The following is a 23,525-nucleotide window of genomic DNA, read 5'->3' on the forward strand; positions in this document are numbered from 1 at the left end:
ACATCGCCATCGGCATCTCGGGCGCCATCCAGCACCTCGCCGGCATGAAGGACTCCAAGACCATCATCGCCATCAACAAGGACGAGGACGCTCCCATCTTCCAGGTCGCAGACATCGGCCTCGTCGCCGACCTCTTCAAAGCCGTGCCAGAGCTGACCGAGAAGCTCTGAACATCCACCCCGTTGCGCCCTGCCCGCCAAGCGTAGTAGACAGGGCGCATGGGGGGAATTTTCAGAAGCGTTGGCCTGATGGGCCTGTGCATGGCAGCCCTGCTGCCCGGTGTCGCGTCGGCGGATGAGGACGAAGGTCCTCTCGTCCTCGCACCCAGTTCGCAATGGCATCTGAACTATGCGGACGATAGCTGTCGCATGGTGCGCCTCTTCGGCGAAGGGGACGACAAGTCCGCCTTCGTCATCGAGCGCTACGAACCCGGCGATTCGTTCTTCATGCTCGTCGGTGGGAAACGACTCAGGGCGCCCCGCTATGTGGACACGACCTTCCACTTCGGTCCCGATGGTCTCGAATACGATGGTCCATCGCAGGACGGAGAGTTTGGCGACTATTCTCCAGCCTTGATGGTGAGCGGGATGCATCTCTTCGCTCCGCCGGACGACGATCTCGAATATCAGTCTTATAACGAGCACTTCGACCCGGAGAAGGAAGCGCAGGATACCGACGTCTTCGGGCAAGAGTTCTCCGCCGCGCAGGAAGCTGCAATCTCATGGCTCGAGATTCGGCGCGGGCGGGCACGCCCGATCAGGCTGGAATTGGGCTCCATGGGCCCGCCGATGACTGCTCTGCGCAAATGCACGGACGAGTTGCTGGCCCACTGGGGAATCGATCTCGAAGCGCACCGCGGATTGACGAGAGCGGTCGTGCCGAAGGAAAGTCCCGCACGCTGGGTGCTGCCGAGAGACTACCCGTTAAATCTGTTGAGCAGGGGCGCGCAGGGTCTCGTTCAGTTCCGCCTCAGCGTGGGCGCGGACGGAAGGCCAACGCAGTGTCATATCCAACAATCGACCAGACCTGAAGGCTTTGACAAGGCCGTATGCGATGCGCTGATGCGCAGAGCGCACTTCGAACCCGCACTGGATGCCCAAGGGCGCCCGATCGCATCATACTGGCGCAATACGGTCCGTTTCGAAATGCCCTGAGCGGGGTGGTGGCCGGAGCGTCGCAAAGGTCTCTTAGAGAACCGAAACCACAGCGTGGATCGTCACGCCCACTAGCCCGCCGACCAGCGTGCCGTTGATACGGATGAACTGCAGATCGCGGCCCACGGCGTTTTCGAGGCGATCGGTGATCGTACGCGCATCCCAGCGGCGGACGGTTTCGGAGACGAGCTGGACGATCTGCCCACCGTAGCGGGTTGCGATGCCTACGGCGGTGCGGCGGGCGAAGCGGTTGACCTGCGTCTGCAGGCGCGGGTCGTCGCGTAACGCGCTGCCGAGTTCAGCAAGGGTGCCGCCGAGCCAGCCGTCGAGCGTCGAATCGGGATCGCGTGCCATCGCGATCAGGCCGGTGCGCATCCGCTCCCACACGCCCTGCCACCAGTTCGCGACCGCCGGATTGTCGAGCAGCTCGCGCTTCATTCGCTCGACCTTGGCGCGCATTTCGGGATCGTGGACCAGATCGTGCGCGACCTTCTCCAGCCCCTCCTCGATCTTGCCGCGGAGCGGATGCGCGGGATCGACCAGGACCTCGGCCAGCAGGCGGTAGAGGCCGTCGAGGACCGAATTCGCCAGACGTTCGTCGAGCCCGGTCCAGCGCAGAAGCGCATTGGCTCGCTCGTGGATCATCGCGCGGACCATTTCTTCGTTGTCTTCCAGCGTCAGGCCGGCCCAGCGGATGATGCTGTCCATCAGCGGCAGGTGGCGCTTGTCGGCGATCGCCGCGCTGAGCATCTGCCCGAGCAGCGGAGCGGCCTCGAGCTTGTCGAGCTGACGCTTGAGACCGCTGCGCACCTGACCGCCGAGCCGCTCCGGATCGAGCGATTCGAGCGCGCCGGCGAACAGCTCGGCCGCACCCGCACCTATTCGCGATTGCGCCCCGTCACTCGGCTTGACGAGGAAATCGCCCATCGCCCGGGCGAGGTTCATCGCCTGCATCCGGCGCGCCACGACGGCCGGCGTGAGGAAGTTGTCGCGCAGGAACTGCGCCATCGTATCAGCGATGCGATCCTTGTTCTCGGGAATGATCGCGGTGTGCGGGATCGGCAGGCCGAGCGGATGCCGGAACAGCGCCGTCACCGCGAACCAGTCCGCCAGCCCGCCGACCATCGCCGCCTCGGCGAAGGCGTGCACATAGCCCCAGGCGGGATGTATGCCCAGATACTGATGCGAGAACAGGAATACCCCCGCCATCGCCACGAGCATGGCCGTGGCGGTCATGCGCATGCGGCGCGCACGGTCGGGCGGGAGCGGAGCGCGCCTCATGGGGAGGAAACGCGCGGATGGCGGCGGAGTTTCGCCGCTCACTCCGCGGGGTAGGGCCCCGTGGGCGGGCGCCGCGTTGCGGGGACCGGCTCCCCGTCCGGTCCGGGCTCCGGCGGCGGAGCGGGAGCGCGGCTTTCATCACCCGGACGGTAAGTGAGCAGGCGGCCACGCAGCCAGGGACCAAGTCGCTTTTCCAGGCCATCGGCGAGGCTGAACCCAGCCGGCACGATCAACAGCGTGAGGAGCGTGGACATGATGAGGCCGCCGATGACCACTGTGCCCATCGGTGCCCGCCAAGCGCCGTCGCCCGAGAGCGACAGCGAGACCGGGACCATTCCCGCCGTCATCGCGACCGTGGTCATCACGATCGGCTGCGCACGCTTGTGCCCCGCATCCATGATGGCGTCGAGCTTGCGCACGCCCTTGTCCATCTCCTCGATCGCGAAGTCGATCAGCAGGATCGAGTTCTTCGAGACGATACCGAGCAGAAGCAGAATGCCGATATAGACCGGCATCGACTGCGGCTGGCCGACCAGCCAGACCAGGAAGATGCCGCCGAGCGGCGCGAGCGCGAGCGAGGTCATGTTGACCAGCGGGCTCATCACGCGCTTGTAGAGCAGTACGAGCACCGCGAAGACCAGCAGAATGCCGGACAGGATCGCAATCAGCAGGCTCGACATCATTTCCTGCTGCCACTCGTCTTCGCCTACCAGATCGCGAATCACGCCCTGCGGCAGGTTCTGGAGGACCGGCAGCGCATTGATCTGCGCGTCGGCCTCGCCCTTCACCACCCCTTGTGCGAGGTCCGCGCCGATCAGCACGCGGCGGTTCTGGTTGTAGCGCTGGATCGTGGTCGGGCCCGAACCGAAGCTGATGTCCGCCACCCGCGCCAGCGGCACCGTTCCGCCAGTGCGGGTCGGCACGGGCAGGTTCTCGATCGTCGTCAGGTTCTCGCGCGATTGCTCTGGAAGCTTGACGCGGATCGGGATCTGCCGGTCCGCGAGCGAGAACTTGGCGGCGTTCTGCTCGATTTCGCCGAGGGTCGCGATCCTGATCGCCTGGCTCATCGCTGCCGTCGTCACACCAAGTTCGGCAGCGAGGTCGGCGCGCGGCTCGATGATGATCTCGGGCCGGTTGATATCGGCGCTGATGCGCGGCGCGACGAGCGTGTTGAGCCCCTTCATCTGCTCGACGAGAGTCGCGGCGGTTTCTTCGAGCAGGTCGGGATCCGATCCGGCCAGCATTACCGTGACGTCGCGCCCGCTGCCGAAGCCGCCACCTTGCGACTGGAAGCGGACCCGCGCATCGGGAATCTGCGCCAGGCGAGGCGCCAGCGCGCGTTCGAACTCGACCGACGTCCGCTCACGCTCGGGCTTGAGCGTGATGTAGATCGATGCGTTGCCCACGCGCACGCGTTCGAGCGCGCGCAGCACTTCGGGCTCCTGATAGAGGATTTCCGCGACTTCGTCCGCGACCCGTTCGGTCGTTTCGAGGGTGGTGCCGGGCACCATCTCGATTTCCACCTGGCTGTTGTCGCTGTTGATGTTCGGCTGGAACTGCGGCGGAACGTTCATGAACAGCAGAATGGTGAGGATCAGCGCGAAATAGCCGGTCATCATCATCCACACGCGGTGGTCGTAGAACCGCGCCTCGAGCCAGCGCCAGGTATCGTGGATGCCGCCGCCGATCAGCCGCCAGGGCAGCCCGATCAGCTTGAGCGCGCCCCATCCGGCGCCGAAGCCGATCGCGACGACCAGTACGAGTTCGATGATCTCGATCAGCTTGAGAACCAGGAAGTGGAGGATGCCTTCGCCGCTCGCAAAAAGGGCACCCGCAACCGTTTCGGGTAGGCTGACCGCCTGCAGGGCGTTGTACGCCGCGAAGACGACCCCGAACGGCACGACGATGAGCAGCAGAACCGTCGCCAGGAACCCCAGGCCGTAAAGGAAGCGATTGCGCGGCCCCTCCAGCCCTTCGCGGCGGGCGTGCATCTTGCCGCGGTTGAGCGACCATGCGAGCACGGCCATGTAGCGGTCCATCATCGGCCCTTCGCCGTGTGCCGCGTGGCCCTTCGCCTTGAGGAAGTAGGCGGCGAGCATCGGGGTGATCATACGCGCGACCGCCAGCGACATCAGCACCGCGATCACCACGGTGATGCCGAAATTCTTGAAGAACTGCCCCGAAATGCCCGGCATGAGGCCGACGGGGAGGAACACGGCGACGATGCAGAAGCTGGTCGCGACCACCGGCAGGCCGATCTCGTCCGCGGCGTCGATCGACGCCTGATAGGCGGATTTGCCCATGCGCATGTGGCGCACGATGTTCTCGATCTCGACGATCGCGTCGTCGACCAGCACGCCTGCCACGAGCCCCAGTGCCAGCAGGGAGAGCGAGTTCAGGTTGAACCCGAGCAGGTCCATGAACCAGAAGGTCGGGATGGCGGAGAGCGGAATCGCGATGGCCGAGATCACCGTGGCGCGCCAGTCGCGCAGGAAGAAGAAGACGACCACGACGGCCAGGATCGCGCCCTCGATCATCGCCGCCATCGAGCTTTCGTACTGCTCTTCGGTGTACTGGACCGTGTTGAACAGCGGGATGAAGCGCACGCCGGGATTCTCGGCCTCGATCTTCTCGATCTCCTCCTTCGCCGCGTCGAACACGGTGACGTCGGATGCGCCCTTGGCACGCGACATCGAGAAGTTGACCACTTCCTTGTCGCGCACTTTGCTGATCGAGGTCCGCTCGCTGTAGCCGTCGCGCACCGTGGCGACGTCGGCCAGCTTTACGGTTCTTCCGTCGCCGAGCTGGATTTGCCGCTGGGACAGCTCGTAGGCGGTCTCGGTGCTGCCGAGAACGCGGACCGACTGGCGCGTACCGCCGACTTCGGTGTTGCCGCCCGCCGCATCGAGATTGGTCTGCCGCAGCACGTTGTTGATCTGGCTGGCGGTGACGCCGAAGGCCTGCATCCGCTCGAGATCGATGATGACCTCGATCTCGCGGTCGACGCCCGCGAAGCGGTTCACCTCGGCCATGCCTTCGATCGAGAGCAGCCTTTTCGCCACCGTATCGTCGATGAACCAACTTAGCTGCTCGATCGTCATGTCGTCGGCTTCGACGGCGAAGATGCCGAGGAAACCGCCCGAGATCTCTTCTTTGGTGATGCGTGGCTCGATGATCCCGTCGGGCAGACTGCCGCGGATCTGGTCGACCGCGTTCTTCACTTCGGCGACGGCGTCGTTCGGATCGGTCCCGATCTCGAACTCGATGAAAGTGCTCGAACTGCCTTCGCTGGCAGTCGAATTGATCGATTTCACCCCGTTGATCGAGCGGACAGCCGCTTCGACCCGCTGCGTGATCTGATTTTCGATCTCGGTCGGCGCGGCACCCGGCTGCGAAATCGAGACGTTGACCGCGGGGAATTCGATCTCCGGGTTGTTGACCACATCCATCCGCGCAAACGACAGCAACCCTGCCAGCAGCAGCGCCGTGAAGAAGACGAGCGGAATGACCGGGTTACGGATCGACCAGGCGGAGATGTTGCGGAAGTTCATGCGCTCAGTTCCCGTCCGCGGTTACCTTGCGAGGCGAAACCGTTTCGCCTTCGGTCAGGAACCCGCCGGCGCGCAGAACGACGCGCTCGGTGCCCGTAAGACCGCTGGCGATCGCAATGCCGCGGCTGGTGACGAGACCGATGCGAATGCCGCGGCGCTGCGCCTTGTTCTCGTCGTCGATGACGTAGACATAGCTGCCCTCGTCGTCCGACAGGACCGCCGATTCCGGCAGCAGCGGTGCGACCACGGTCCCGCCGCCGATCGTGGCGCTGGCAAAGCCGCCCGGGCGGAGCTCGGGTGCGTATGGCAGCGCGATGCGCGCCGTGCCCTGGCGGCTCATCTCCTCGATCGTCGGCGAGAGCTGCCAGACCTGGCCGGTAAAACGCTTATCGGTGCCCACCGGCGTGACGCTCGCCGTGACGCCGACCGCCAGCTTGGCGAGATCGGACTCGCTGACCTTCGCCAGCATCTCCATCTCACCGCCCTTGGCGATGGTGAACAGCGGCTCCCCGCCGCCCGCCACGGTCTGACCCGGCTCGACGTTGCGCTGGAGCACGAGGCCCGAGGCCGGGGCATAGATGTTGAGCCGCGCGGTGCGCTCCTGAAGCTCGCGAAGCTGGGCACGGGCAACCTGGACGCGGGCGCGGGCGGCATCCCGCGTCGCGGTCAGCCGGTCGACGTCCGCCTGGGAAATGAACCCGCGGTCGACCAGCTGCAGCGCGCGGTCGAGATCGGCCTGCGCAAGATCGGCGTCGGCATCGGCCACGGCGATATTGGCGCGGGCGGACGCGATCTGCTGCGTCTGGACGGAACTGTCGATGACCGCGAGAACCTGGCCCTGATTGACCCAGTCGCCGGCATCGACCGGCACCGAGACCACCCGGCCGCCCTCGCCCACCGAGCCGATCGGCATGGGCCGGCGCGCCGCGAGCGTTCCGCTCGCCTCGATCTGCCCCTCGATCGTGGTCGTGCCCGGCGTGACCACCGATATGACCGGAAGCTGCGACTGGTCTTCCCCCGCGGCAACGTTCGCGCCGCTGCCCCCGCGGGTGACGAAGAACGCGATGCCGCCAAGCACGACCAGCGCGATCACGCCGATAATGATCAGCCGGCGCCGCCGTGCGGCGCGCGCGCTCGTTTCGCCGTCGAGATCGGCGGGATAGCCCTCGGCTCTGTCGGCCGTTACGGTCGTTTCGTAGTTCATCGCGTTTTCAGCCTTCCCGAACCAGGCAGTGTATTACCCCTATAAGTCACTGCTGGCAATAGCCGGTCGCCATTAAACCGCTGCGCCATGTGCGGCAATGCGCAGTTCGACGGGGGGCATATGCGCCCGACGAATGACCAAGAAAAACGCGAAAGGGCGGGAACGGCCTTCGCCGCACCCGCCCTCTCATCAGTTCAGTCAGCGATGCTTAGCGAACGCGACCGCGCTGGACCAGGTTCACGATAGCCAGCAGCACGATCGCACCGACGAGCGCGATGATGAGGCCGGTAAGCGAAAACTCCTGCACGCTCCCCTCGACACCGAACAGGGGTCCTGCGAGCGCATTGCCGATCAGCGAACCGATACAACCGACCACTACGTTCCAGAAGATGCCCATCGATGCGTCGCGGTTCATCACCAGGCTCGCGAGCCAGCCGGCAATGCCGCCGACGATGATTGCGATAATCCATCCCATTCGGAAGTCCTCCTGCTTATGCGATGCCCCGTTCAACGAAGCGCAAGGCATTGCGGTTCCCCGGCATTTTCATGCCGCGCAGAAAGGATACGACAAATGTGGATCGAGGGCTAGGCTGCGCGCGCTTCGTCTGCCCCGGCGTAAAGGCGGATCAGTACTTCAGCTGCCGCTCGTAGAGGTCGCGATAATGCTGGATTCGCGTGACGCGCAGGCCCTGCATGCCCGAACGGTCGACCGCGCGCTGCCACGACGCGAATTCCTCCAGCGTCAGCGCATAGCGATCGAGCACTTCGTCGATGGTCAGCAGGCCGCCATTGACCGCCGCCACGACTTCGGCCTTGCGGCGCACGACCCAGCGCTTCGTATTGCGCGGCGGCAGGTCCTCGAGCGTGAGCGGCTCTCCGAGCGGGCCGATCACCTGGGCGGGGCGGAATTTCTGGTTCTCGATCATCTCGTCTCTCGGTCGCCGGCCTACCGCGCTCTCTGCGGCGGCAAGGTCTTGCCGCTCGGGTCTTTGCCATGGGTTAAATCATTAGGGTTAACGAGAGGTTGGTTTTTGCGCCGCGCACCCTCCATGCACTCGCCGAATCGCTCGAAGTTGCCCGCCGGATGGAGGCCCGCGGCCGTCATCGCGTGACGCGCTTCGTCGGCCGCGGCGAGCCGCGTGACGATCTCATCCCAGCGGGGCGCGCGCAGTGCGCCCCCTTCGGCCGTCCGGCTGGCGGCGGCGGGTACGATGGTGCTTTCGAACATGGACTCACCTTACGCCCGACATCGTCAACACGAGGTAAAGCCGCGCGCGATCGCCCGATGAAAATTCGCCTGCGCGCCTGACGCTTTAAGGAAGCACCACAGACGTGTATGGGCGCGCACATGAATGCACCCACCACCTTCGCCCGCGAACTGGATCGCGCTGCGCTGTTCGACCTGCCGCGCCCGGCGCGGGAGAGCCGGATCGTCGTGGCCATGTCGGGCGGGGTCGACTCGTCGGTGGTCGCGGCCCTAGCGGCCGCGAGCGGCGCGGAAACCATCGGCGTGACGCTTCAGCTCTACGACTACGGCGCCGCGACCGGGCGCAAGGGCGCTTGCTGCGCAGGCGACGACATCGCCGATGCGCGCGCCGTCGCCGACCGCCTCGGAATCGCGCATTACGTGTTCGACCACGAGAGCGCATTCCGGGAAGAGGTGGTCGAGACGTTCGCCGACGATTATCTCGCCGGCCGCACGCCGGTTCCGTGCATCCGCTGCAACATGGGGCCGAAGTTCACCGATCTCTTCCGCATGGCGCGCGAACTCGGCGCCGACTGCCTGGCGACCGGCCACTACGTCCGACGGATCATGGGCGCCGAAGGTCCCGAACTCCACCGCGCGCTCGATCCGGCGCGCGACCAGTCGTACTTCCTCTATGCGACGACCGAGGACCAGCTCGATTTCCTGCGCTTCCCGCTCGGCGGCCTGCCGAAGAGCGACGTGCGCCGCCTTGCCGAAGCCGCCGGCCTGCGCAACGCGGCCAAGCCCGACAGCCAGGACATCTGCTTCGTGCCCGACGGCGACTATGCCAGGATCGTCAAGGCACTGCGCCCCGAAGGCGGCGAAACCGGGCCGATCGTCCATGCCGCCACCGGCGAGACGCTCGGCACGCATCGGGGCATCGTCCACTACACCGTCGGCCAGCGCAAAGGCCTCGAGATCGGCGGCCAGGCAGAACCGCTCTATGTCGTCGGGATCGACGCGGAAAGCCGCACCGTCAAAGTCGGCCCGCGGCATATGCTCGCGGTCACCGCGGCCCGGCTGATCGAAACCAACCGCATCGGCCCGCTGCCGCAGACCCCGCTGACGGCCAAGGTCCGCTCCCTCGCCAAGCCGGTCCCGGTCACCATCGAAGGCACGCTCGGTGAAGGCGCCCCATGCACGATCCGCTTCGCCAGCCCGGAATACGGCGTCGCCCCGGGCCAGGCCGCCGTGATCTACGCCGGCGAACGCGTCGTGGGCGGCGGATGGATCGATTCGACGGAAGGCGCGCCCGCCTAGGCCCGTCGCTACCCCTCCCACGGCTCCAGCACGCAGCCGTAGCCGTCGCGCAGGGTGGCGGTTTCGTTGGCGAGGAGGGGGAAGCGGGCGGTGACGCTCTTGGCTTCGGTATCCTCGCTCAGGATGACGAGTTCCATGCCGGCCAGCTTGTCCTTCTCGCAGTCTTCCAGGCTGCGTCCACCGAGATAGCGGCACGAGCAGGCGACGCGGGCCGAATAGGCAGCGGCAGTCTGCGAGTAGCCGGTGATCGGCGCGCGGAAGTACCAGGCGAACCCAGCCGCGATCAGGGCCACGACCGCCAGCGCCAGCGGCCAGCGGCGGCGGCGCGGCGGGCCTTTGCGGGGTGGGGATTTTGCCATTGCCAAGCCTGCCATGCTGCGCGAGGGAACGCCGCATGCGCCTGCGGCCCGCCCCCCTTATCGCCTGCCTCGCCTTGCTGCCAGTCCTGCTCTCGTGCAGCGACGCAGCGCCCGTGCCGGAGCCGCTGACCGAGGAGGCGCTGGCCGCCGTCACCGAAAATCCCGGCGCTCCGACCAAGCAGCTCGCACGCCGGGTGGACGATCTGTTCGTCAAGGAGGGGCTTGGCGAAACGCGTGCGCTGATCGTGATGCACGGCGGCGAGATCGCGGCCGAACGCTATGCGCCCGGTTATGACGAGGACACTCGTTTCGTCAGCTGGTCGATGGCCAAGACGGTGACCGCGGTGATGATCGGCATGCTGGTCGCAGACGGCCGACTCGCGCTCGACGATTCGCCACCCGTGCCCCGCTGGCAGCGCCCGGGCGATCCGCGCGGCGAGATCACGCTGCGCCAGCTTCTCCAGATGCGCAGCGGCCTGCGCCATACCGAAGGGGGTGATCCGCCTTACGAATCGTCCGAAGTGCGGATGCTGTTCCTCGACGGGCGCGACGACATGGCCGACTGGGCGGAGAGCCAGCCGCTCGAGGCCGAGCCGGGGCGGGAGTTCGAGTACTCCTCCGCTACCAGCGTGATCCTGGCCGATATCGCAGCCCGCGCTCTCTCTCGCCGCGACGACCCCGAGGTGCGGCGGCGCGCCGTCGCGGACTATCTCCAGACGCGGCTGTTCGGGCCGCTGGGCATGGATTCGATGGTGCCGGAGTTCGATGCCAGCGGCACGCTGATCGGCGGCAGTCTGATCCACGGCAATGCGCGGGACTGGGCGCGGTTCGGCGATTTCCTGCGCAACAAGGGCTCCTACCGCGGCATCCAGCTCGTCCCGCGCAAGTGGATCGAGGCGATGACGACGCCGAGCCCGCGCAGCCCGCACTACGGCATGCAGATCTGGCTCAATCGTCCGCTTGAGCGCGAGAGCGGGAGCAAGGACCACCCGCTTTTCCCGGATCGCGCGCCAGAAACGATGTTCGCCGCGATCGGCCACATGGGGCAGTACGTCCTCGTTTCGCCCGAGCAGAGGCTGACCGTGGTCCGCCTCGGCCATTCGGATGCCGAGGAGCGCAAGGCGATGCTGCAGGAGCTTGCCGATATCGTGGAGCTCTATCCGGCGACCTGAGCCGGCGCGGCACTCAGGCCTCCAGGTGGAACGTCCCCTCCACCACCGTTACGCAGGGGCCGCCGAGCCAGGCGCGGTCGGCTTCGAGGCGGCAGGTGAGGTCGCCGCCGCGGCGGGAGGCCTGGTGTGCGGTGAAGCTCTCGCGCCCCAGGCGGGCGGTCCAGAACGGCGTGAGCGCCGCGTGGGCGGAGCCGGTGACGCTATCCTCGTCGACCCCGCCGCCGGGCACGAAGACGCGGCTCACCACGTCGACGGCCCGCCCGGGGGCGGTGCAGATGAACTGATCGTCCCCCAGCGCCCCGAGACCGCGCAGGTCGGGCGTGAGCGCACGCACTTCGTCCTCGCTGCCGAACAGATAGATGCCGTAGCGGTCGGAACTGCGCCAGATCTCCTGCGGCCGCGCGCCGAGCAGCGCCGCCGCCTCGGGCCAGTCGGAGCGTTCGGTCGGGATCACGGGCAGCGCAAGCTCGTAGCCCGCATCGCTGCGCCGCACCTCCAGCAGCCCTGCCTTGCGGGTGCGGAACGTTACCCGCTCGCCCCCGTCGCGCTCGAGCAGCACGTGGCCACTGGCGAGCGTGGCGTGGCCGCAAAGCCGGATCTCGCAGGCCGGGGTGAACCAGCGCAGCTCCCAATCCGCCGCACCGCTTTCATCGGGCACGACGAAGGCCGTCTCGGCGAAGTTGTTCTCCTCCCCGATCGCCTGCAGCACGTGATCGGGCAGCCATTCGTCCAGCGGCATGACCGCGGCCTGATTGCCGGCGAACGGCCGGTCGGCGAAGGCATCGACATGCCAGTAGGGCAGTTTCATGGCACGTCCTTGTCCAGCTTCTCGAATTCGTCGGTTTCGGCGAGCGGATTGTCCGGCTCGTCCACGTGGCCCTGCGGATCGATGTGGATCAGCAGCTCCATCTCCGGAAAGTGGCGGCACAAGTCGTCTTCCACCCGCTCGATGATCGCATGCGCCTGAGCGACGGTCATGGTGCCGGGGAGGTCGACGTGAAATTGAACAAAATCGCGCGTGCCGCTCGTGCGAGTGCGAAGATCGTGGAGGTTGGTCAGTTCCGGATGGCGGGCGGCGCGTTCGACGAAGCGCTGGCGCTTATCCTCCGGCCATTCCCGGTCCATGATCTGGTCGATCGCCTCGCTCCCCGCGCGCCAGGCGCCCCACAGCAGCCAGGCGGCGATCGCGAGCCCGAACAGGGGGTCCGCGCGTGAGAAGCCGAGATACTGGTCGAGCACGAGCGCGGCGATGACCGCGAGGTTGAGCAGCAGGTCTGACTGGTAGTGGACGTTGTCGGTGCGGACCGCGAGGCTGCCCGTGCGGCGGATCACGTGGCGCTGCCAGGCCAGCAAGGCGAAGGTCGCGAGGATCGCCAGCAGCGAGACCGCGATCCCCTCCTCCGCCGCCGCGGTCTCGCCGCCCTCGATCAGGTGCGAGACCGCCCGGAACGCGATGCCCGAGGCGGAGAGCGCGATCAGCATGACCTGGAACACCGCCGCGAACGCCTCGGCCTTGCCGTGGCCGAAGCGGTGCTCCTCGTCCGCCGGCTGCGCCGCGACCCACACGCCGGCAAGCGTGGCGAGGCTGGCGACGAGGTCGAGCGCGGTGTCGGCCAGGCTGCCGAGCATCGCGCTCGAGCCGGTGCGCCAGGTCGCCCAACCCTTGAGCACGGCCAGGAACAGCGCCGTCGCGATCGAGGCATAGGCGGCGCTGCGGGTCAGCGCGGCGCGTTCGTCGGGGGCGGCGTGGGCGCTCACGGGTAGAGCAGCGTGCTCGACCAGCCCTCGCCCTCGCGGGTGAAGAGGCGGCGGTCGTGGAGGCGATTGGGGCGGTCGAGCCAGAACTCGATCCGCTGCGGCCGCAGGGTGAACCCCGTCCAGTGCGGCGGCCGCGGCACTTCGCCCGACGCCTTGCACGCGTCCTCCAGCGCCTCGACCCGCGCGACGTAAGTCGCACGGCTGTCGAGCGGGCGCGACTGATCGCTTGCGGCCGAACCGAGCTGGCTGACGAAGGGGCGCGACCGGAAATAGGCGTCGGCCTCGGCCGCGCTCACTTCCATCAGGGGCCCCTCGATGCGGATCTGGCGCCGCAGGCTCTTCCAGTGGAAGAGGAGCGCGGCCTGGGCATTGGCGCGGATTTCCTGCCCCTTGCGGCTCCGGGCATTGGTGAAGAAGGTGAAGCCGCCCGCCCCGTGCCCCTTGAGCAGAACCATGCGAACCGAAGGCGCGCCATCCGGTGTGGCGGTGGCGAGCGCCATGGCGTTGGCGTCGTTCGGCTCGGTCTCCCGCGCCTCCGCCAGCCATGCGTCGAACAGGGCCAGAGGGTCGCTGTCGGAAAGGGCAGTCTGTTCAGCTTTCACCGGACGTTCCTGACTGAGTGTTGACACGTGCGACACGCTCCGCCGGCTTCCGGCGCAAAGATCGCACGTGGCTGTGACTTTTCAAAGCGGCCGGACCGCAAGGCCCGCCAATACGCCCCGCCCTATCGCGCGGGATGCGTGGAGGAAAGCCTCTCCCCACCGCGACGCCGCTTGCGCGGCGAGACTGTTGCACCTAGCTAACACGCCATGGCCGATCCCTATGCAACGCTGGGCGTCTCGCGCAACGCGACCGAGAAGGACATCAAGAGCGCCTACCGCAAGCTCGCCAAGGAGCTGCACCCGGATCGTAACAAGGACAATCCGAAGGCGGCCGAGCGCTTCTCGCAAGTGACACAGGCCTACGACCTGCTCAGCGACAAGGACAAGCGCGCCCGCTTCGACCGCGGCGAGATCGACGCGGACGGCAATCCGGCCAATCCCTTCGCCGGCATGGGCGGCGGCGGATTTTCCGGCGGCGCGGGCCGCGGCCAGCGCGGTTTCCGTGCGGAGGACTTCCAGGGATTTGCCGACGAGGGCGTCGACCTGGGCGACATCTTCGAAGGACTGTTCGGCGGCATGGGGGGCGCGCGGCGATCGGGCGGCATGGGCGGCGGCTTCGGCCAGCAGCGCCGCCCGCCCCCGCCGCGCAAGGGTGCGGACATCGCCTACCGCCTGCGCGTGCCCTTCGTCGATGCCGCGGCGCGCAAGGACCAGCGCATCACGCTCGCCGACGGCAAGACCATCGACCTCAAGTTGCCCGCCGGGGTCGAGGACGGCACGCAGATGCGCCTCAAGGGCAAGGGCGAGCAGGGACCGGGCGGCGCGGGCGACGGGATCGTCACGATTTCGATCGACCGCCACAAGGTCTTCCGCCGCGAGGGCGACGACGTGCGCATGGACCTGCCCATCACGCTGGACGAGGCGGTGAACGGCGCCAAGGTCCGCTGTCCTACGGTCGACGGCCCGGTCATGCTGACGATCAGGCCAGGCACCAGCGGCGGCACCACGATGCGCCTCAAGGGCAAGGGCTTCTCGGCCAAGTCGGGCCAGCGCGGCGACCAGCTCGTGCGGCTTGAAATCGCGCTGCCCGCGGACGTGTCGGAACTGGCCAAACGGCTCGAAGGTTGGCAGGACGGGGGCAATCCGCGCGCCGACCTGGGGGTCTGATCGGAGCTCCCGCCAACCGAACGGGCCTATGAGCGAGAAGGACCTTCCCCAACCCCAGGAACGCGTGGTCCACACGCTTTCGCCCGAGGAGCGGCGCAAGGAGGCGATCGAGGAAAGCCTGGGCCTGCGCAAGCGCGTGGCCCAGCACGTCGGCCCCGGCACGCGTGCGTTCGAGGTCGCCAAGCGCGTGCTCATCGGCACCTACAACGACGGTTTCATCCACGCCGGCAATCTCGCCTATATGGCGATGCTGGCGATCTTCCCCTTCTTCATCCTCGGCGCGGCGATCTTCTCGTTCATCGGCGAGGAAAGCGAGCGCGCGGCGACGATCGATGCGGTACTCTATGCCCTGCCGCCGATCGTCGGCAACGTGATCGAACCGGTCGCGCGCCGGGTGGTCGAGGCCCGCAGCGGCTGGCTGCTATGGGTCGGGGGGCTCGTCGCGCTGTGGACGGTGTCGAGCCTGATCGAGACGATCCGCGACATCCTGCGCCGGGCCTATGGCACGGCGGCGACGGAAGCGTTCTGGAAATACCGCCTGCTCTCCGCCGGGGTGATCGTGGCGGCGGTGGTCCTGCTGATGCTGTCGCTGATCGCGCAAGTGGTGATCGGCGCCGCGCAGGAAGTGATCGACGCCTATCTCCCGTGGCTGTCGCACGTGATCTCGCAATTGCAGCTCTCGCGGCTGATCCCGGCGTTCGGCCTGTTTGGATCGCTCTACCTGCTGTTCCTGACGCTGACCCCGAGCGCCTATCGCGAGCGGCGCTATCCCAAGTGGCCGGGCGCGCTGGCGACGACCCTATGGTGGGTGGCGGTAACCGTCGCCCTGCCGCCGCTGATCCGCCGCTTCTTCAGCTACGATCTGACCTACGGCAGCCTCGCCGGCATCATGATCGCGCTTTTCTTTTTCTACCTCGTCGGCTTAGGGATGGTTATCGGCGCCGAACTCAACGCCGCCATGGCCGAGACTCCCGAAGAAGAGGAGAACCGCATCGGCCAGGCGGACGATCGCAGGCGGGCGGCGGCGCGCCGCGCGGCGGCGGAAAAGGAACGCGCCTTGGCAGAAGAGCAGAAAAAGGAAACGGCATGAGCGGGTTGATGGCTGGCAAGCGCGGGCTGATCATGGGTCTCGCGAACGACAAGTCGCTGGCCTGGGGCATCGCGCAGAAGCTGCGCGAGCACGGAGCGGAACTGGCATTCACCTATCAGGGCGAGGCGCTGGCGAAGCGCGTGAAGCCGCTGGCGGAGCAGCTCGGTTCGGACTTCGTCTTCGAATGCGACGTGTCGGAAATGGCCGCGCTCGACAGCGCGTTCGAGACCTTGAAGGCCCGCTGGGAGACGATCGACTTCGTCGTCCATGCGATCGGCTTCTCGGACAAGAACGAGTTGCGCGGAAAATACCTCGACACCAGCCTCGACAATTTCCTAATGACGATGAACATCTCCGCCTACAGCCTGGTCGCGGTGGCCAAGCGCGCCGCGGCGATGATGCCGAACGGCGGCAGCATCCTGACGCTGACCTACTATGGCGCGGAAAAGGTCATCCCGCACTACAACGTCATGGGCGTCGCCAAGGCCGCGCTAGAGACCAGCGTGCAGTACCTCGCCAACGACCTCGGCCCCGACAATATCCGCGTGAACGCGATCAGCGCCGGCCCGATCAAGACCCTGGCGGCGAGCGGAATCGGCGACTTCCGCTACATCCTCAAGTGGAACGAACTGAACTCGCCCCTGCGCCGCAACGTCACGATCGAGGATGTCGGCGGATCGGGACTCTATTTCCTGTCCGACCTCTCCTCCGGCGTCACCGGCGAGACGCACCACGTCGACGCGGGCTACCACGTGGTCGGCATGAAACAGGAAGACGCACCGGATATCGCGCTGGACCGGTAGGGCTAGTCGCTCTCGCAGGCCTCGGCGACCGGCAAGGTCCGCTCGCCGGGGCCGAGCCGCGGAAAGCTGCGCGCGAGGACGAGCAGGACGGTCGGCAGCACCATGGTGAACAGGATGTCCGAGATCGTCTCGCGCACCAGCGCCTCACCGGCCGTGCCATAAGTCAGCGCCCGCGACCAATCGAGCAGCTCGTTGCCGATCTCGAGCACGAACACGAACAGCCATGGCCAGGCGCTCGCCAGCCCGCGACGCGCAAAGGCGGCAGCGAGGATCTGCAGCAGCAGCCCGAAATAGGCGTGCAAGATGGAGTGACTCACACCGGTCCAGTTGGAGAGCCAGAGCTTCCACCCGATCCACTCGGCCGCGATACGCACGATCCATGGATCGGCCTGCGCTGCCAGCGCCATGAAGAAGGAGCCGATTTCCATCGGCAGCGACATAGGGTGCGGTCTGAGGGGTGGCAATGGGGTGCGGGGATGAGAGGTATTGGCTTTACGTCTTCCATACAAAGGGACAGGGAACCTCCCCTCTCCGCGGGAGTAGTGAGCTTGGGATAATTGGGTCCGGCCGATAGTCGGCAACTAAGATATGAATGGAGCTTACATATGATATTTTCGCTTGTTGGCAGCCGCGATCTCGCCTGAACGTGTGGCCGCCACATACCATCGCGGCTCTCCTGCCTAGGAATTGCTGAACTCGGTAGATTACGTATGTCGTGGTGAGTTCCGAGCTCAGCCCAATTTTTCTTGGGGCCGGCGGAGGGGCAACTGTCACAATATAATGCTAAGAGCGACTGGGCTGATCGGGAATGAAATCGAACTCGCTTCGACAGGGACCATTGATGCTGCGGCAAAAACTGGGCAACGGCATTGTATCCGCGTTTGGGCGTGTTGGGGCAATGCCTCGCCGTTTGCGGCAACTCATCATTGCGCTTACCGACGGCGCGTTATGCATAATTGCGGTGTGGATTGCCTTTTCTCTTCGCCTCGGTGAATTCTATCGCGTTGAAACGAGCTTTCTTCTTGTGTCGGGTGCGGCGCTGGCTTTGTGGTATCCGGTCGCCATTTGGCGCGGAATATACCGCTCCATCATACGCTTCTCGGGTGCCCGAGCCATGGCGCGCCTGGGAACGGCGGTTATTGCCTATACCATTCCGATGAGTGCGCTCTTTCTGGCAAATAGCTTTGCCGGAATCCCCCGTACGGTCGCCTTGATTCAGCCAATCGTATTTCTCGCGCTGATGGCGGTAAGCCGCCTGACAATTCGTTTCATACTGATTGATATCGTTAACGGCTATTATTCCGATAGCGCCCGGCGGGTGGTGGCTATCTACGGCGCGGGGAGTGCTGGGCAGCAGCTAGCGCTCTCGCTCCGGCACGAAGCTCATGTGCGAGTTGCGGCTTTCATCGACGACGATCTGCGCTTGGGAGGGCAGCAGTTGGACGGCATCACTGTTCATCCTTCGACAACGCTCGACTCGCTCCTCGGAAACGGTGAGATCGATGAGGTGCTTCTCGCGCTGCCAGGCGCGGCACGATCACGTCGGAAGGCGATCATCGAAGCGCTGCAAGAATACCGTGTTGCGGTTCGCTCTTTGCCCAGTGTCGGTAATCTAATCGACGGCAAAGTGTCGTTCAGCGACCTGCGGGAAGTATCAATCGACGATCTGCTCGGGCGTGACTCCGTGCGTCCCAATGAGTTGCTAATGGGCAAGACCATTACCGGAAAACGTGTGATGGTGACCGGCGCGGGTGGGTCGATCGGCAGTGAACTTTGCCGTCAGATATTACGGGCCCGCCCCACACAGATCCTTCTGTTGGAACGCTCAGAGTACGCGCTTTATGACATCCGCTCGGAGCTTGAGGCGCTTGCGGAGGCGTCCGATATATCTACTACCATTGTGCCTATTCTGGGGGACGTATGCGATCGCCCTGCAATGCAGCGTATATTTGATCATGCGCGGCCCGACACGGTCTTCCACGCCGCTGCATATAAACATGTACCGTTGGTGGAGAGCAATCCGCTCGCCGGCCTCCGCAACAACATATTTGGCACATTGAATGCGTGTATTGCCGCGGAAGAAGCACAGGTGCAGCACTTTGTCCTGATCAGTACGGACAAGGCCGTTCGGCCGACCAATATTATGGGGGCATCCAAGCGTATCTGTGAGCTCGTCTTGCAAGCGCGAGCGGAGTTGCGCGGAAAAGGACGCGGCCAGACCATATTCAGCATGGTGAGGTTCGGGAATGTCCTGGGATCGAGCGGGTCCGTAGTTCCGCGGTTTCAACGGCAGATCCGTGAAGGCGGCCCCATCACGCTGACGCACCGCGAGATAACGCGATACTTCATGACCATCCCCGAAGCCGCCCAGTTGGTCATTCAGGCCGGTGCCATGGCAAAGGGTGGAGAAGTCTTTGTCCTCGATATGGGCGAACCGGTGCGGATTGCGGATCTCGCACGCTCCATGATCCACCTGTCAGGCCTAACCGTCCGCGATACCAACAATCCCGAGGGCGACATCGAGATCGTTGAAACGGGTCTGCGCCCGGGTGAAAAGCTATACGAGGAACTGCTCATTGATAATAACCCTGAGCAAACCAAGCATCCTCGTATCTTCAGGGCACGAGAGGATTTGTGGTCCTGGAATGATCTCGAGCGCGAGTTAAAGCTCCTGGATAACATCGCCCGTGAGCGAGGTGACGCTCTTGAGGCGGTAGGCATCGTTTCGAGGTTGGTGCCGGAATATGCTCCGGATCGCCCGCAACCGGCGATGCCAATCGCTAGTTAAGGGACTTTTGAGGTCTGTCTGCGTCGATCCGCTTCGCCCTTTCAAAGACGATGGCTGACGAGCGAAGTGGGAAGCGCTTGCAGTCGCCGTTTGGATTGCCCCGCACACCTGTCGAATTGTCCGTTCGCGACTTCGCTACCAAAGGCCCATCCGCATCACTTGATATACTTGTATGTCGCGAGGCACTAGCACCCAAAATATGCGATTTATCCCCGGACACTGTGTCGCGAGCGCGCTACGATGATCAATCAACACGTCACGCCAGCATTAGATTTCGTTCCGGTGATTATCATCGGCGCGCCCCGATCGGGAACGAACATACTGCGCGACACGCTATGCCGTATGCCGCCCTTTGCGACCTGGGACTGCGACGAGATCAATCCGATCTGGCGTCACGGACATATCACCCATCCGCATGACCGCTTTGACGCTCACATGGCGACGCCGGGCACCGTCACGTTCCTACGCCACGCCTTTGTCAGGGCCTGGAAGCGATTCGGCAGGCCGCGCTTTCTGGTCGAGAAAACCTGCGCCAGTTCGCTGCGCGTTCCCTTCATAGCCAAGGCATTTCCCGAGGCACACTTCATCTTCCTCGTACGCGACGGCATCGACGTAGTAGCCTCGGCGCAAAAACGGTGGCGCGGGGAGATGGAACTACCCTCGCTCCCCTATTATTGGGCGAAGGTGCGCAGCACGCCGCTGCTCGACATTCCTGCTTACGGCGCACGCTTCGTGCAGTCGCGTGTGTCGATGATGCTCGGTGTGAGCGACCATCTGTCCTTCTGGGGGCCGCAATATCCGGGGATTCAGGACGATTTGAAAAGCCTATCCCTCGACGAGGTTTGCGCGCGGCAATGGGTGTCCTGCGTCGAGGAGGCCAACGCCGGACTTACCGCCCTACCACCGGATCGCGTCCACCGCGTGGCCTATGAGGAGCTGGCTTTCGCGCCAGAGGCGCAGATCGCTAGCATCGACGCTTTTTTGAATGCAGGGCTCGATGATGCGGCGATCGCCTCGGCCTGCGCCAAGGTATCACGCAAATCGGTTGGCCAGGGACGACGCTCGCTCGGCGAGGAGGGCCAGGGACGACGCCTGCTCGATATCATGGCACCGACACTGTCCAAGTTCGGATATCGGGTGGAGATCGAATGAGTATAAGAATCTGGCTTTCACGACCGCATATGTCGGGTAAGGAACAAGCCTATGTCGATGAGGCGTTCGCCAGCAATTTCATCGCACCGCTCGGCCCTCAACTGACCGAGTTCGAGGCGCGCTTCGCGGATTATCTCGGTGACGGCGTGCACTGTCTCGGCCTGTCGAGCGGATCCGCGGCTTTGCACCTAGCCCTGCGCATGCAAGACATCGGCCCTGGCGATGAGGTCTGGGTGTCGTCGATGACTTTTGCGGGCGGCGTCTTTCCGATCCTCTATGAAAGAGCGACGCCGGTCTTCTTTGATCTTTCGCCCAATAGCTGGACGATCGACGCAGACTTGCTCGCAGAAGCGCTTGCGGAGGCCGCCAGCAAAGGCCGATTGCCTCGGGCGATCATCCCGACCGACCTCTACGGCCAAAGCTGCGATCTCGACCGGCTGGAGGCCGCAGCGGCGGAATATGGCGTTCCGTTGATTGTCGATTCAGCCGAATCGGCTGGTGCGTCGTGGAATGGACGCAAATGCGGCACCGGCGGAGATCTTTCGATCCTGTCCTTCAATGGCAACAAGATCATCACCACGGGGGGTGGCGGAATGCTCGTGTCGCGCAACAAGGAAGCGATTGAACGAGCACGTATGCTGTCAACCCAGGCACGCGATCCTGCGCCGCATTACGAGCACAGCACTTATGGCTACAATTACCGCATGGGCAATGTGCCTGCGGCAATTGGACTCGGTCAGCTTGAGGTGCTCGACGACCGCGTCACGCGCCGCCGCGAAATTTTTAAACGCTACACGGAGACGTTGGGTGGGATCGATGGCCTCAGCTTTATGCCGGAACCCGATGCCGCTTACAGCAGTCGCTGGCTGACGACATTGACGTTTGCCCCAGAACTCTGCGGCGTGACCCGCGAGGAAGTACGGCTTGCACTTGCTCAGCAAGGCATCGAAAGCCGCCCATTATGGAAGCCGATGCACCTGCAGCCACTGTTCGCAGGCAGCCGCTATGTCGGCCACGGGTTCGACGAAGCACTGTTCTGGAACGGTCTATGTCTTCCGTCGGGCAGCGACATGACCGATACCGAGCAGGACGAGGTGATCGCGCGGGTGCTGGACGTTCTCCGTATAGCTGATCACCCGGATCGGCGCCATGATGATGCGTCACAAATGCGCTTCTGATGCTATGAGCGCCCCTTATAAGGGCCGGTACAATTGGTTGTATTGTCCTTCTGGCGCGGGTTCGAAGCTTGGCGCACCGCGTTCATTTAAGACTCAGCTTACAGTGCGATATTCGCTCGCCTTGAGCTGCTATGGAGCTGAAATGATCCAGTCGAATTTCGTTCTTTCTTATGTTTACTCTGTATTAAGGCCAGCATCCTTCGCATTACTAAGCTTAGTACTTTCCACTGGCGCTCAAGCGAGCAATCGACCCGTGTTCGGGGTTTATGCTCATGAGGAAAAACACTGGCAACCCTACGTCGGAGCTCACTTTCCTCTCGTTGTTTTTCGCTATTACACGGGACAGCCCACAGAACATCAGGTGACCGTAATTAAAAAGCTGTCAAGGACAAGCAATGTGATAGTGAATTTCGAGTTCATGAGTGGTATACGGCAGAGAAAATCACTAGACCCCCTCCCTCCGTTTGAAAAAATAGAGCCAAAACTTCATTCTATGCTCGATGGCCTGAAGGATATACCCATTGCTGCGGTATCCTTTGATGAAGAAAATAGCTTAAATATGGGAAAGATAAGATACCTCAACGCTCTATATAAGTCCGCAAAAGGCCACTCGCCCAATAAGAGATTCGTACAATGGATTGTGCTTCCGAAGAGAAATGGTCGCGTGAACTTTCAAGGAGTTGACCTACTCGACACCGATGGATGGATCATCGATCCATACCTCTCCTCTGGAAAAGACTACGAGGAGATGGTGAGCGGCCTTAAGGAAACATCCAAGCCAATCTATTCAGTTGTATGGGCCGCGCCAGGATGGAACGTGGGCGCGGGTTACCGGGTTCGAGCCAATCCCAGCTGGTGGAATGACACAGGGTGGAAAACGTTCTATAATCGCGTTGCAGTAAACAAGAAAAACCGTATTCCGACCATCCTTTATATGTATGGGCTGAATAAAAAGAAAACTATTAATCTATGGGCCGGAAATAATTGCGACCGCGGGTTCTTCTTCGATCTGATAAATGTCACCCTGCCCCATCTTGAAAGCGCCACCCCTTCCCTCAAGCTTCCCGATTCTCGCCCAGACTGGATTCCATCTTACTGTGACTAGGCTGTAGACTCATAAGCGCGCAGCCACAGTCGCATTGATGCGAGTTTCACCATGGCGAGGAAGTTCTCGGCGAGCTTGTCGTAGCGAGTGGCGATGCGACGGAAGTGCTTTAGCTTGGAGAAGAACCGCTCGACGAGGCTGCGCTGACGATACAGCCACGTACTGAAGTAGGTTTCCAGCGCCGATTGGACTTGGGCGGGATATTGGCCATGGCGCCTCTGTCGTGGATAGAAGCGCGGATACGATCCGCGTCATATGCCTTATCAGCCAAGACGATCGTATCCGGCCCAATGTGGTCGAGTAGTCCGTCGGCAACCTGCCCATCGTGCGCTTGGCCAGCAGTCAGGCTGAGCCGGATCGGGAGCCCCTGCGCGTCGACGACAACGTGGATTTTGGTCGTGAGCCCGCCACGGGAGCGACCGAGACAGTGATCGGCCCCCCCTTTTTGCCGTCGCGGCCTGCTGGTGGGCGCGAACGGAGGTGCTGTCGATCATCTGGATGTCGCCATCGTGCGCGGCGCTGATCGCGTTGACGTGACCCCCAGCTTTCCTCCAGCTGGGATTAGAGCCGGGCGGTTGTTTTGCGCATGAGCGCGGTTGAAGCAATGGGCTGCGCAGCGGAGCCCGTAGGGCGTAGCGGAGCAGGCCATTGCTTT

General features: G+C 64.1%; 21 protein-coding genes and 2 pseudogenes. 11 read left to right on the forward strand and 12 right to left on the reverse strand.

Going from position 1 to position 23,525, the window contains the following annotated elements; translation table 11 throughout:
- Positions 1-170: pseudogene (locus JNO53_RS14830) on the forward strand (FAD-binding protein); the annotation flags it as partial.
- A 90-nt stretch (positions 171-260) separates the two neighbouring features.
- Positions 261-1,154 (forward strand): energy transducer TonB, encoded by an 894-nt coding sequence (locus tag JNO53_RS14835; RefSeq protein ID WP_203113391.1) that lies wholly within the window; start codon positions 261-263, stop codon positions 1,152-1,154.
- Positions 1,155-1,187: 33 nt separating this feature from the next.
- Here JNO53_RS14835 and JNO53_RS14840 read toward each other — a convergent pair whose 3' ends face one another.
- From JNO53_RS14840 to JNO53_RS14865, 6 genes are all read right to left on the reverse strand, one after another.
- The gene (locus tag JNO53_RS14840; protein ID WP_203113394.1) at positions 1,188-2,396 is read right to left on the reverse strand and encodes a DUF445 domain-containing protein; all 1,209 of its coding nucleotides are present in this window, start codon (positions 2,394-2,396) and stop codon (positions 1,188-1,190) included.
- Between the two features lie 77 nt (positions 2,397-2,473).
- On the reverse strand, positions 2,474-5,986 hold the full coding sequence (locus JNO53_RS14845; RefSeq protein ID WP_203113397.1) for an efflux RND transporter permease subunit: 3,513 nt from the start codon (positions 5,984-5,986) through the stop codon (positions 2,474-2,476).
- Positions 5,987-5,990: 4 nt separating this feature from the next.
- The gene (locus JNO53_RS14850; protein WP_203113400.1) at positions 5,991-7,190 is read right to left on the reverse strand and encodes an efflux RND transporter periplasmic adaptor subunit; all 1,200 of its coding nucleotides are present in this window, start codon (positions 7,188-7,190) and stop codon (positions 5,991-5,993) included.
- Between the two features lie 208 nt (positions 7,191-7,398).
- Positions 7,399-7,665 (reverse strand): GlsB/YeaQ/YmgE family stress response membrane protein, encoded by a 267-nt coding sequence (locus tag JNO53_RS14855; protein ID WP_203113404.1) that lies wholly within the window; start codon positions 7,663-7,665, stop codon positions 7,399-7,401.
- A gap of 151 nt (positions 7,666-7,816) precedes the next feature.
- Complete coding sequence (gene sciP / locus JNO53_RS14860; protein ID WP_203113407.1) at positions 7,817-8,116, reverse strand: CtrA inhibitor SciP; 300 nt, start codon at positions 8,114-8,116, stop codon at positions 7,817-7,819.
- A 20-nt stretch (positions 8,117-8,136) separates the two neighbouring features.
- Complete coding sequence (locus JNO53_RS14865) at positions 8,137-8,418, reverse strand: hypothetical protein (protein WP_203113410.1); 282 nt, start codon at positions 8,416-8,418, stop codon at positions 8,137-8,139.
- Between the two features lie 120 nt (positions 8,419-8,538).
- On the opposite strand from JNO53_RS14865, the gene mnmA reads away from it, so the two are divergent.
- On the forward strand, positions 8,539-9,696 hold the full coding sequence (mnmA, locus tag JNO53_RS14870) for a tRNA 2-thiouridine(34) synthase MnmA (RefSeq protein WP_203113413.1): 1,158 nt from the start codon (positions 8,539-8,541) through the stop codon (positions 9,694-9,696).
- A gap of 8 nt (positions 9,697-9,704) precedes the next feature.
- Here mnmA and JNO53_RS14875 read toward each other — a convergent pair whose 3' ends face one another.
- On the reverse strand, positions 9,705-10,055 hold the full coding sequence (locus JNO53_RS14875; protein WP_203113416.1) for a hypothetical protein: 351 nt from the start codon (positions 10,053-10,055) through the stop codon (positions 9,705-9,707).
- Positions 10,056-10,090: 35 nt separating this feature from the next.
- On the opposite strand from JNO53_RS14875, the gene JNO53_RS14880 reads away from it, so the two are divergent.
- Entirely contained in the window at positions 10,091-11,227 is a 1,137-nt protein-coding gene (locus tag JNO53_RS14880) for a serine hydrolase domain-containing protein (RefSeq protein ID WP_203113419.1), read from the forward strand.
- 13 nt (positions 11,228-11,240) lie between these two features.
- On the opposite strand, the gene JNO53_RS14885 is transcribed toward JNO53_RS14880, so the two are convergent.
- From JNO53_RS14885 to pdxH, 3 genes are read right to left on the reverse strand one after another with little or no spacing between them, the layout of a single operon-like run.
- The gene (locus JNO53_RS14885) at positions 11,241-12,035 is read right to left on the reverse strand and encodes a PhzF family phenazine biosynthesis protein (protein ID WP_203113421.1); all 795 of its coding nucleotides are present in this window, start codon (positions 12,033-12,035) and stop codon (positions 11,241-11,243) included.
- Positions 12,032-12,985, reverse strand: coding sequence for a cation diffusion facilitator family transporter (locus JNO53_RS14890; RefSeq protein ID WP_203113423.1), 954 nt, complete (start codon positions 12,983-12,985; stop codon positions 12,032-12,034). The genes JNO53_RS14885 and JNO53_RS14890 overlap by 4 nt, the downstream gene beginning before the upstream one ends.
- Positions 12,982-13,587 (reverse strand): pyridoxamine 5'-phosphate oxidase, encoded by a 606-nt coding sequence (pdxH, locus tag JNO53_RS14895; protein ID WP_203113425.1) that lies wholly within the window; start codon positions 13,585-13,587, stop codon positions 12,982-12,984. The genes JNO53_RS14890 and pdxH overlap by 4 nt, the downstream gene beginning before the upstream one ends.
- Positions 13,588-13,794: 207 nt before the next feature.
- On the opposite strand from pdxH, the gene JNO53_RS14900 reads away from it, so the two are divergent.
- Genes JNO53_RS14900 through fabI form a run of 3 tightly spaced genes read left to right on the forward strand, consistent with a single transcriptional unit; the run spans position 13,795 to position 16,647 of the window.
- Positions 13,795-14,754 carry a DnaJ C-terminal domain-containing protein gene (locus tag JNO53_RS14900; protein ID WP_203113427.1) on the forward strand — a complete coding sequence of 320 codons (960 nt, stop codon included), beginning with the start codon at positions 13,795-13,797 and terminating at the stop codon, positions 14,752-14,754.
- Between the two features lie 28 nt (positions 14,755-14,782).
- Positions 14,783-15,844, forward strand: a complete 1,062-nt coding sequence (locus tag JNO53_RS14905) for a YihY/virulence factor BrkB family protein (RefSeq protein WP_203113430.1) — start codon at positions 14,783-14,785, stop codon at positions 15,842-15,844.
- Positions 15,841-16,647, forward strand: coding sequence for an enoyl-ACP reductase FabI (gene fabI / locus JNO53_RS14910; RefSeq protein ID WP_203113433.1), 807 nt, complete (start codon positions 15,841-15,843; stop codon positions 16,645-16,647). Before JNO53_RS14905 ends, fabI begins: the two co-directional genes overlap by 4 nt.
- A gap of 2 nt (positions 16,648-16,649) precedes the next feature.
- Here fabI and JNO53_RS14915 read toward each other — a convergent pair whose 3' ends face one another.
- Positions 16,650-17,075 (reverse strand): hypothetical protein, encoded by a 426-nt coding sequence (locus JNO53_RS14915; protein ID WP_203113436.1) that lies wholly within the window; start codon positions 17,073-17,075, stop codon positions 16,650-16,652.
- A gap of 380 nt (positions 17,076-17,455) precedes the next feature.
- Between JNO53_RS14915 and JNO53_RS14920 the strand changes: the two genes are divergently transcribed.
- The 4 genes from JNO53_RS14920 (at position 17,456) to JNO53_RS14935 (ending at position 22,870) form a co-directional block, all read left to right on the forward strand.
- Entirely contained in the window at positions 17,456-19,435 is a 1,980-nt protein-coding gene (locus JNO53_RS14920; protein ID WP_238401971.1) for a polysaccharide biosynthesis protein, read from the forward strand.
- A gap of 240 nt (positions 19,436-19,675) precedes the next feature.
- Positions 19,676-20,587, forward strand: coding sequence for a sulfotransferase family protein (locus JNO53_RS14925; protein ID WP_203113439.1), 912 nt, complete (start codon positions 19,676-19,678; stop codon positions 20,585-20,587).
- Positions 20,584-21,765, forward strand: a complete 1,182-nt coding sequence (locus JNO53_RS14930) for a DegT/DnrJ/EryC1/StrS family aminotransferase (RefSeq protein ID WP_203113442.1) — start codon at positions 20,584-20,586, stop codon at positions 21,763-21,765. The genes JNO53_RS14925 and JNO53_RS14930 overlap by 4 nt, the downstream gene beginning before the upstream one ends.
- A gap of 142 nt (positions 21,766-21,907) precedes the next feature.
- Positions 21,908-22,870: a hypothetical protein gene (locus JNO53_RS14935; protein WP_203113445.1), complete on the forward strand. Its 963-nt coding sequence runs from the start codon at positions 21,908-21,910 to the stop codon at positions 22,868-22,870.
- Here JNO53_RS14935 and JNO53_RS15605 read toward each other — a convergent pair.
- Positions 22,867-23,424, reverse strand: a pseudogene (locus JNO53_RS15605) (IS5 family transposase); the annotation flags it as partial. The gene JNO53_RS14935 and the pseudogene JNO53_RS15605 overlap by 4 nt on opposite strands.
- Between the last annotated feature and the right edge of the window lie 101 nt (positions 23,425-23,525).

It is taken from the genome of Altererythrobacter sp. C41 (genome assembly GCF_016803135.1).
Taxonomy (GTDB): Bacteria; Pseudomonadota; Alphaproteobacteria; order Sphingomonadales; family Sphingomonadaceae; genus Pelagerythrobacter.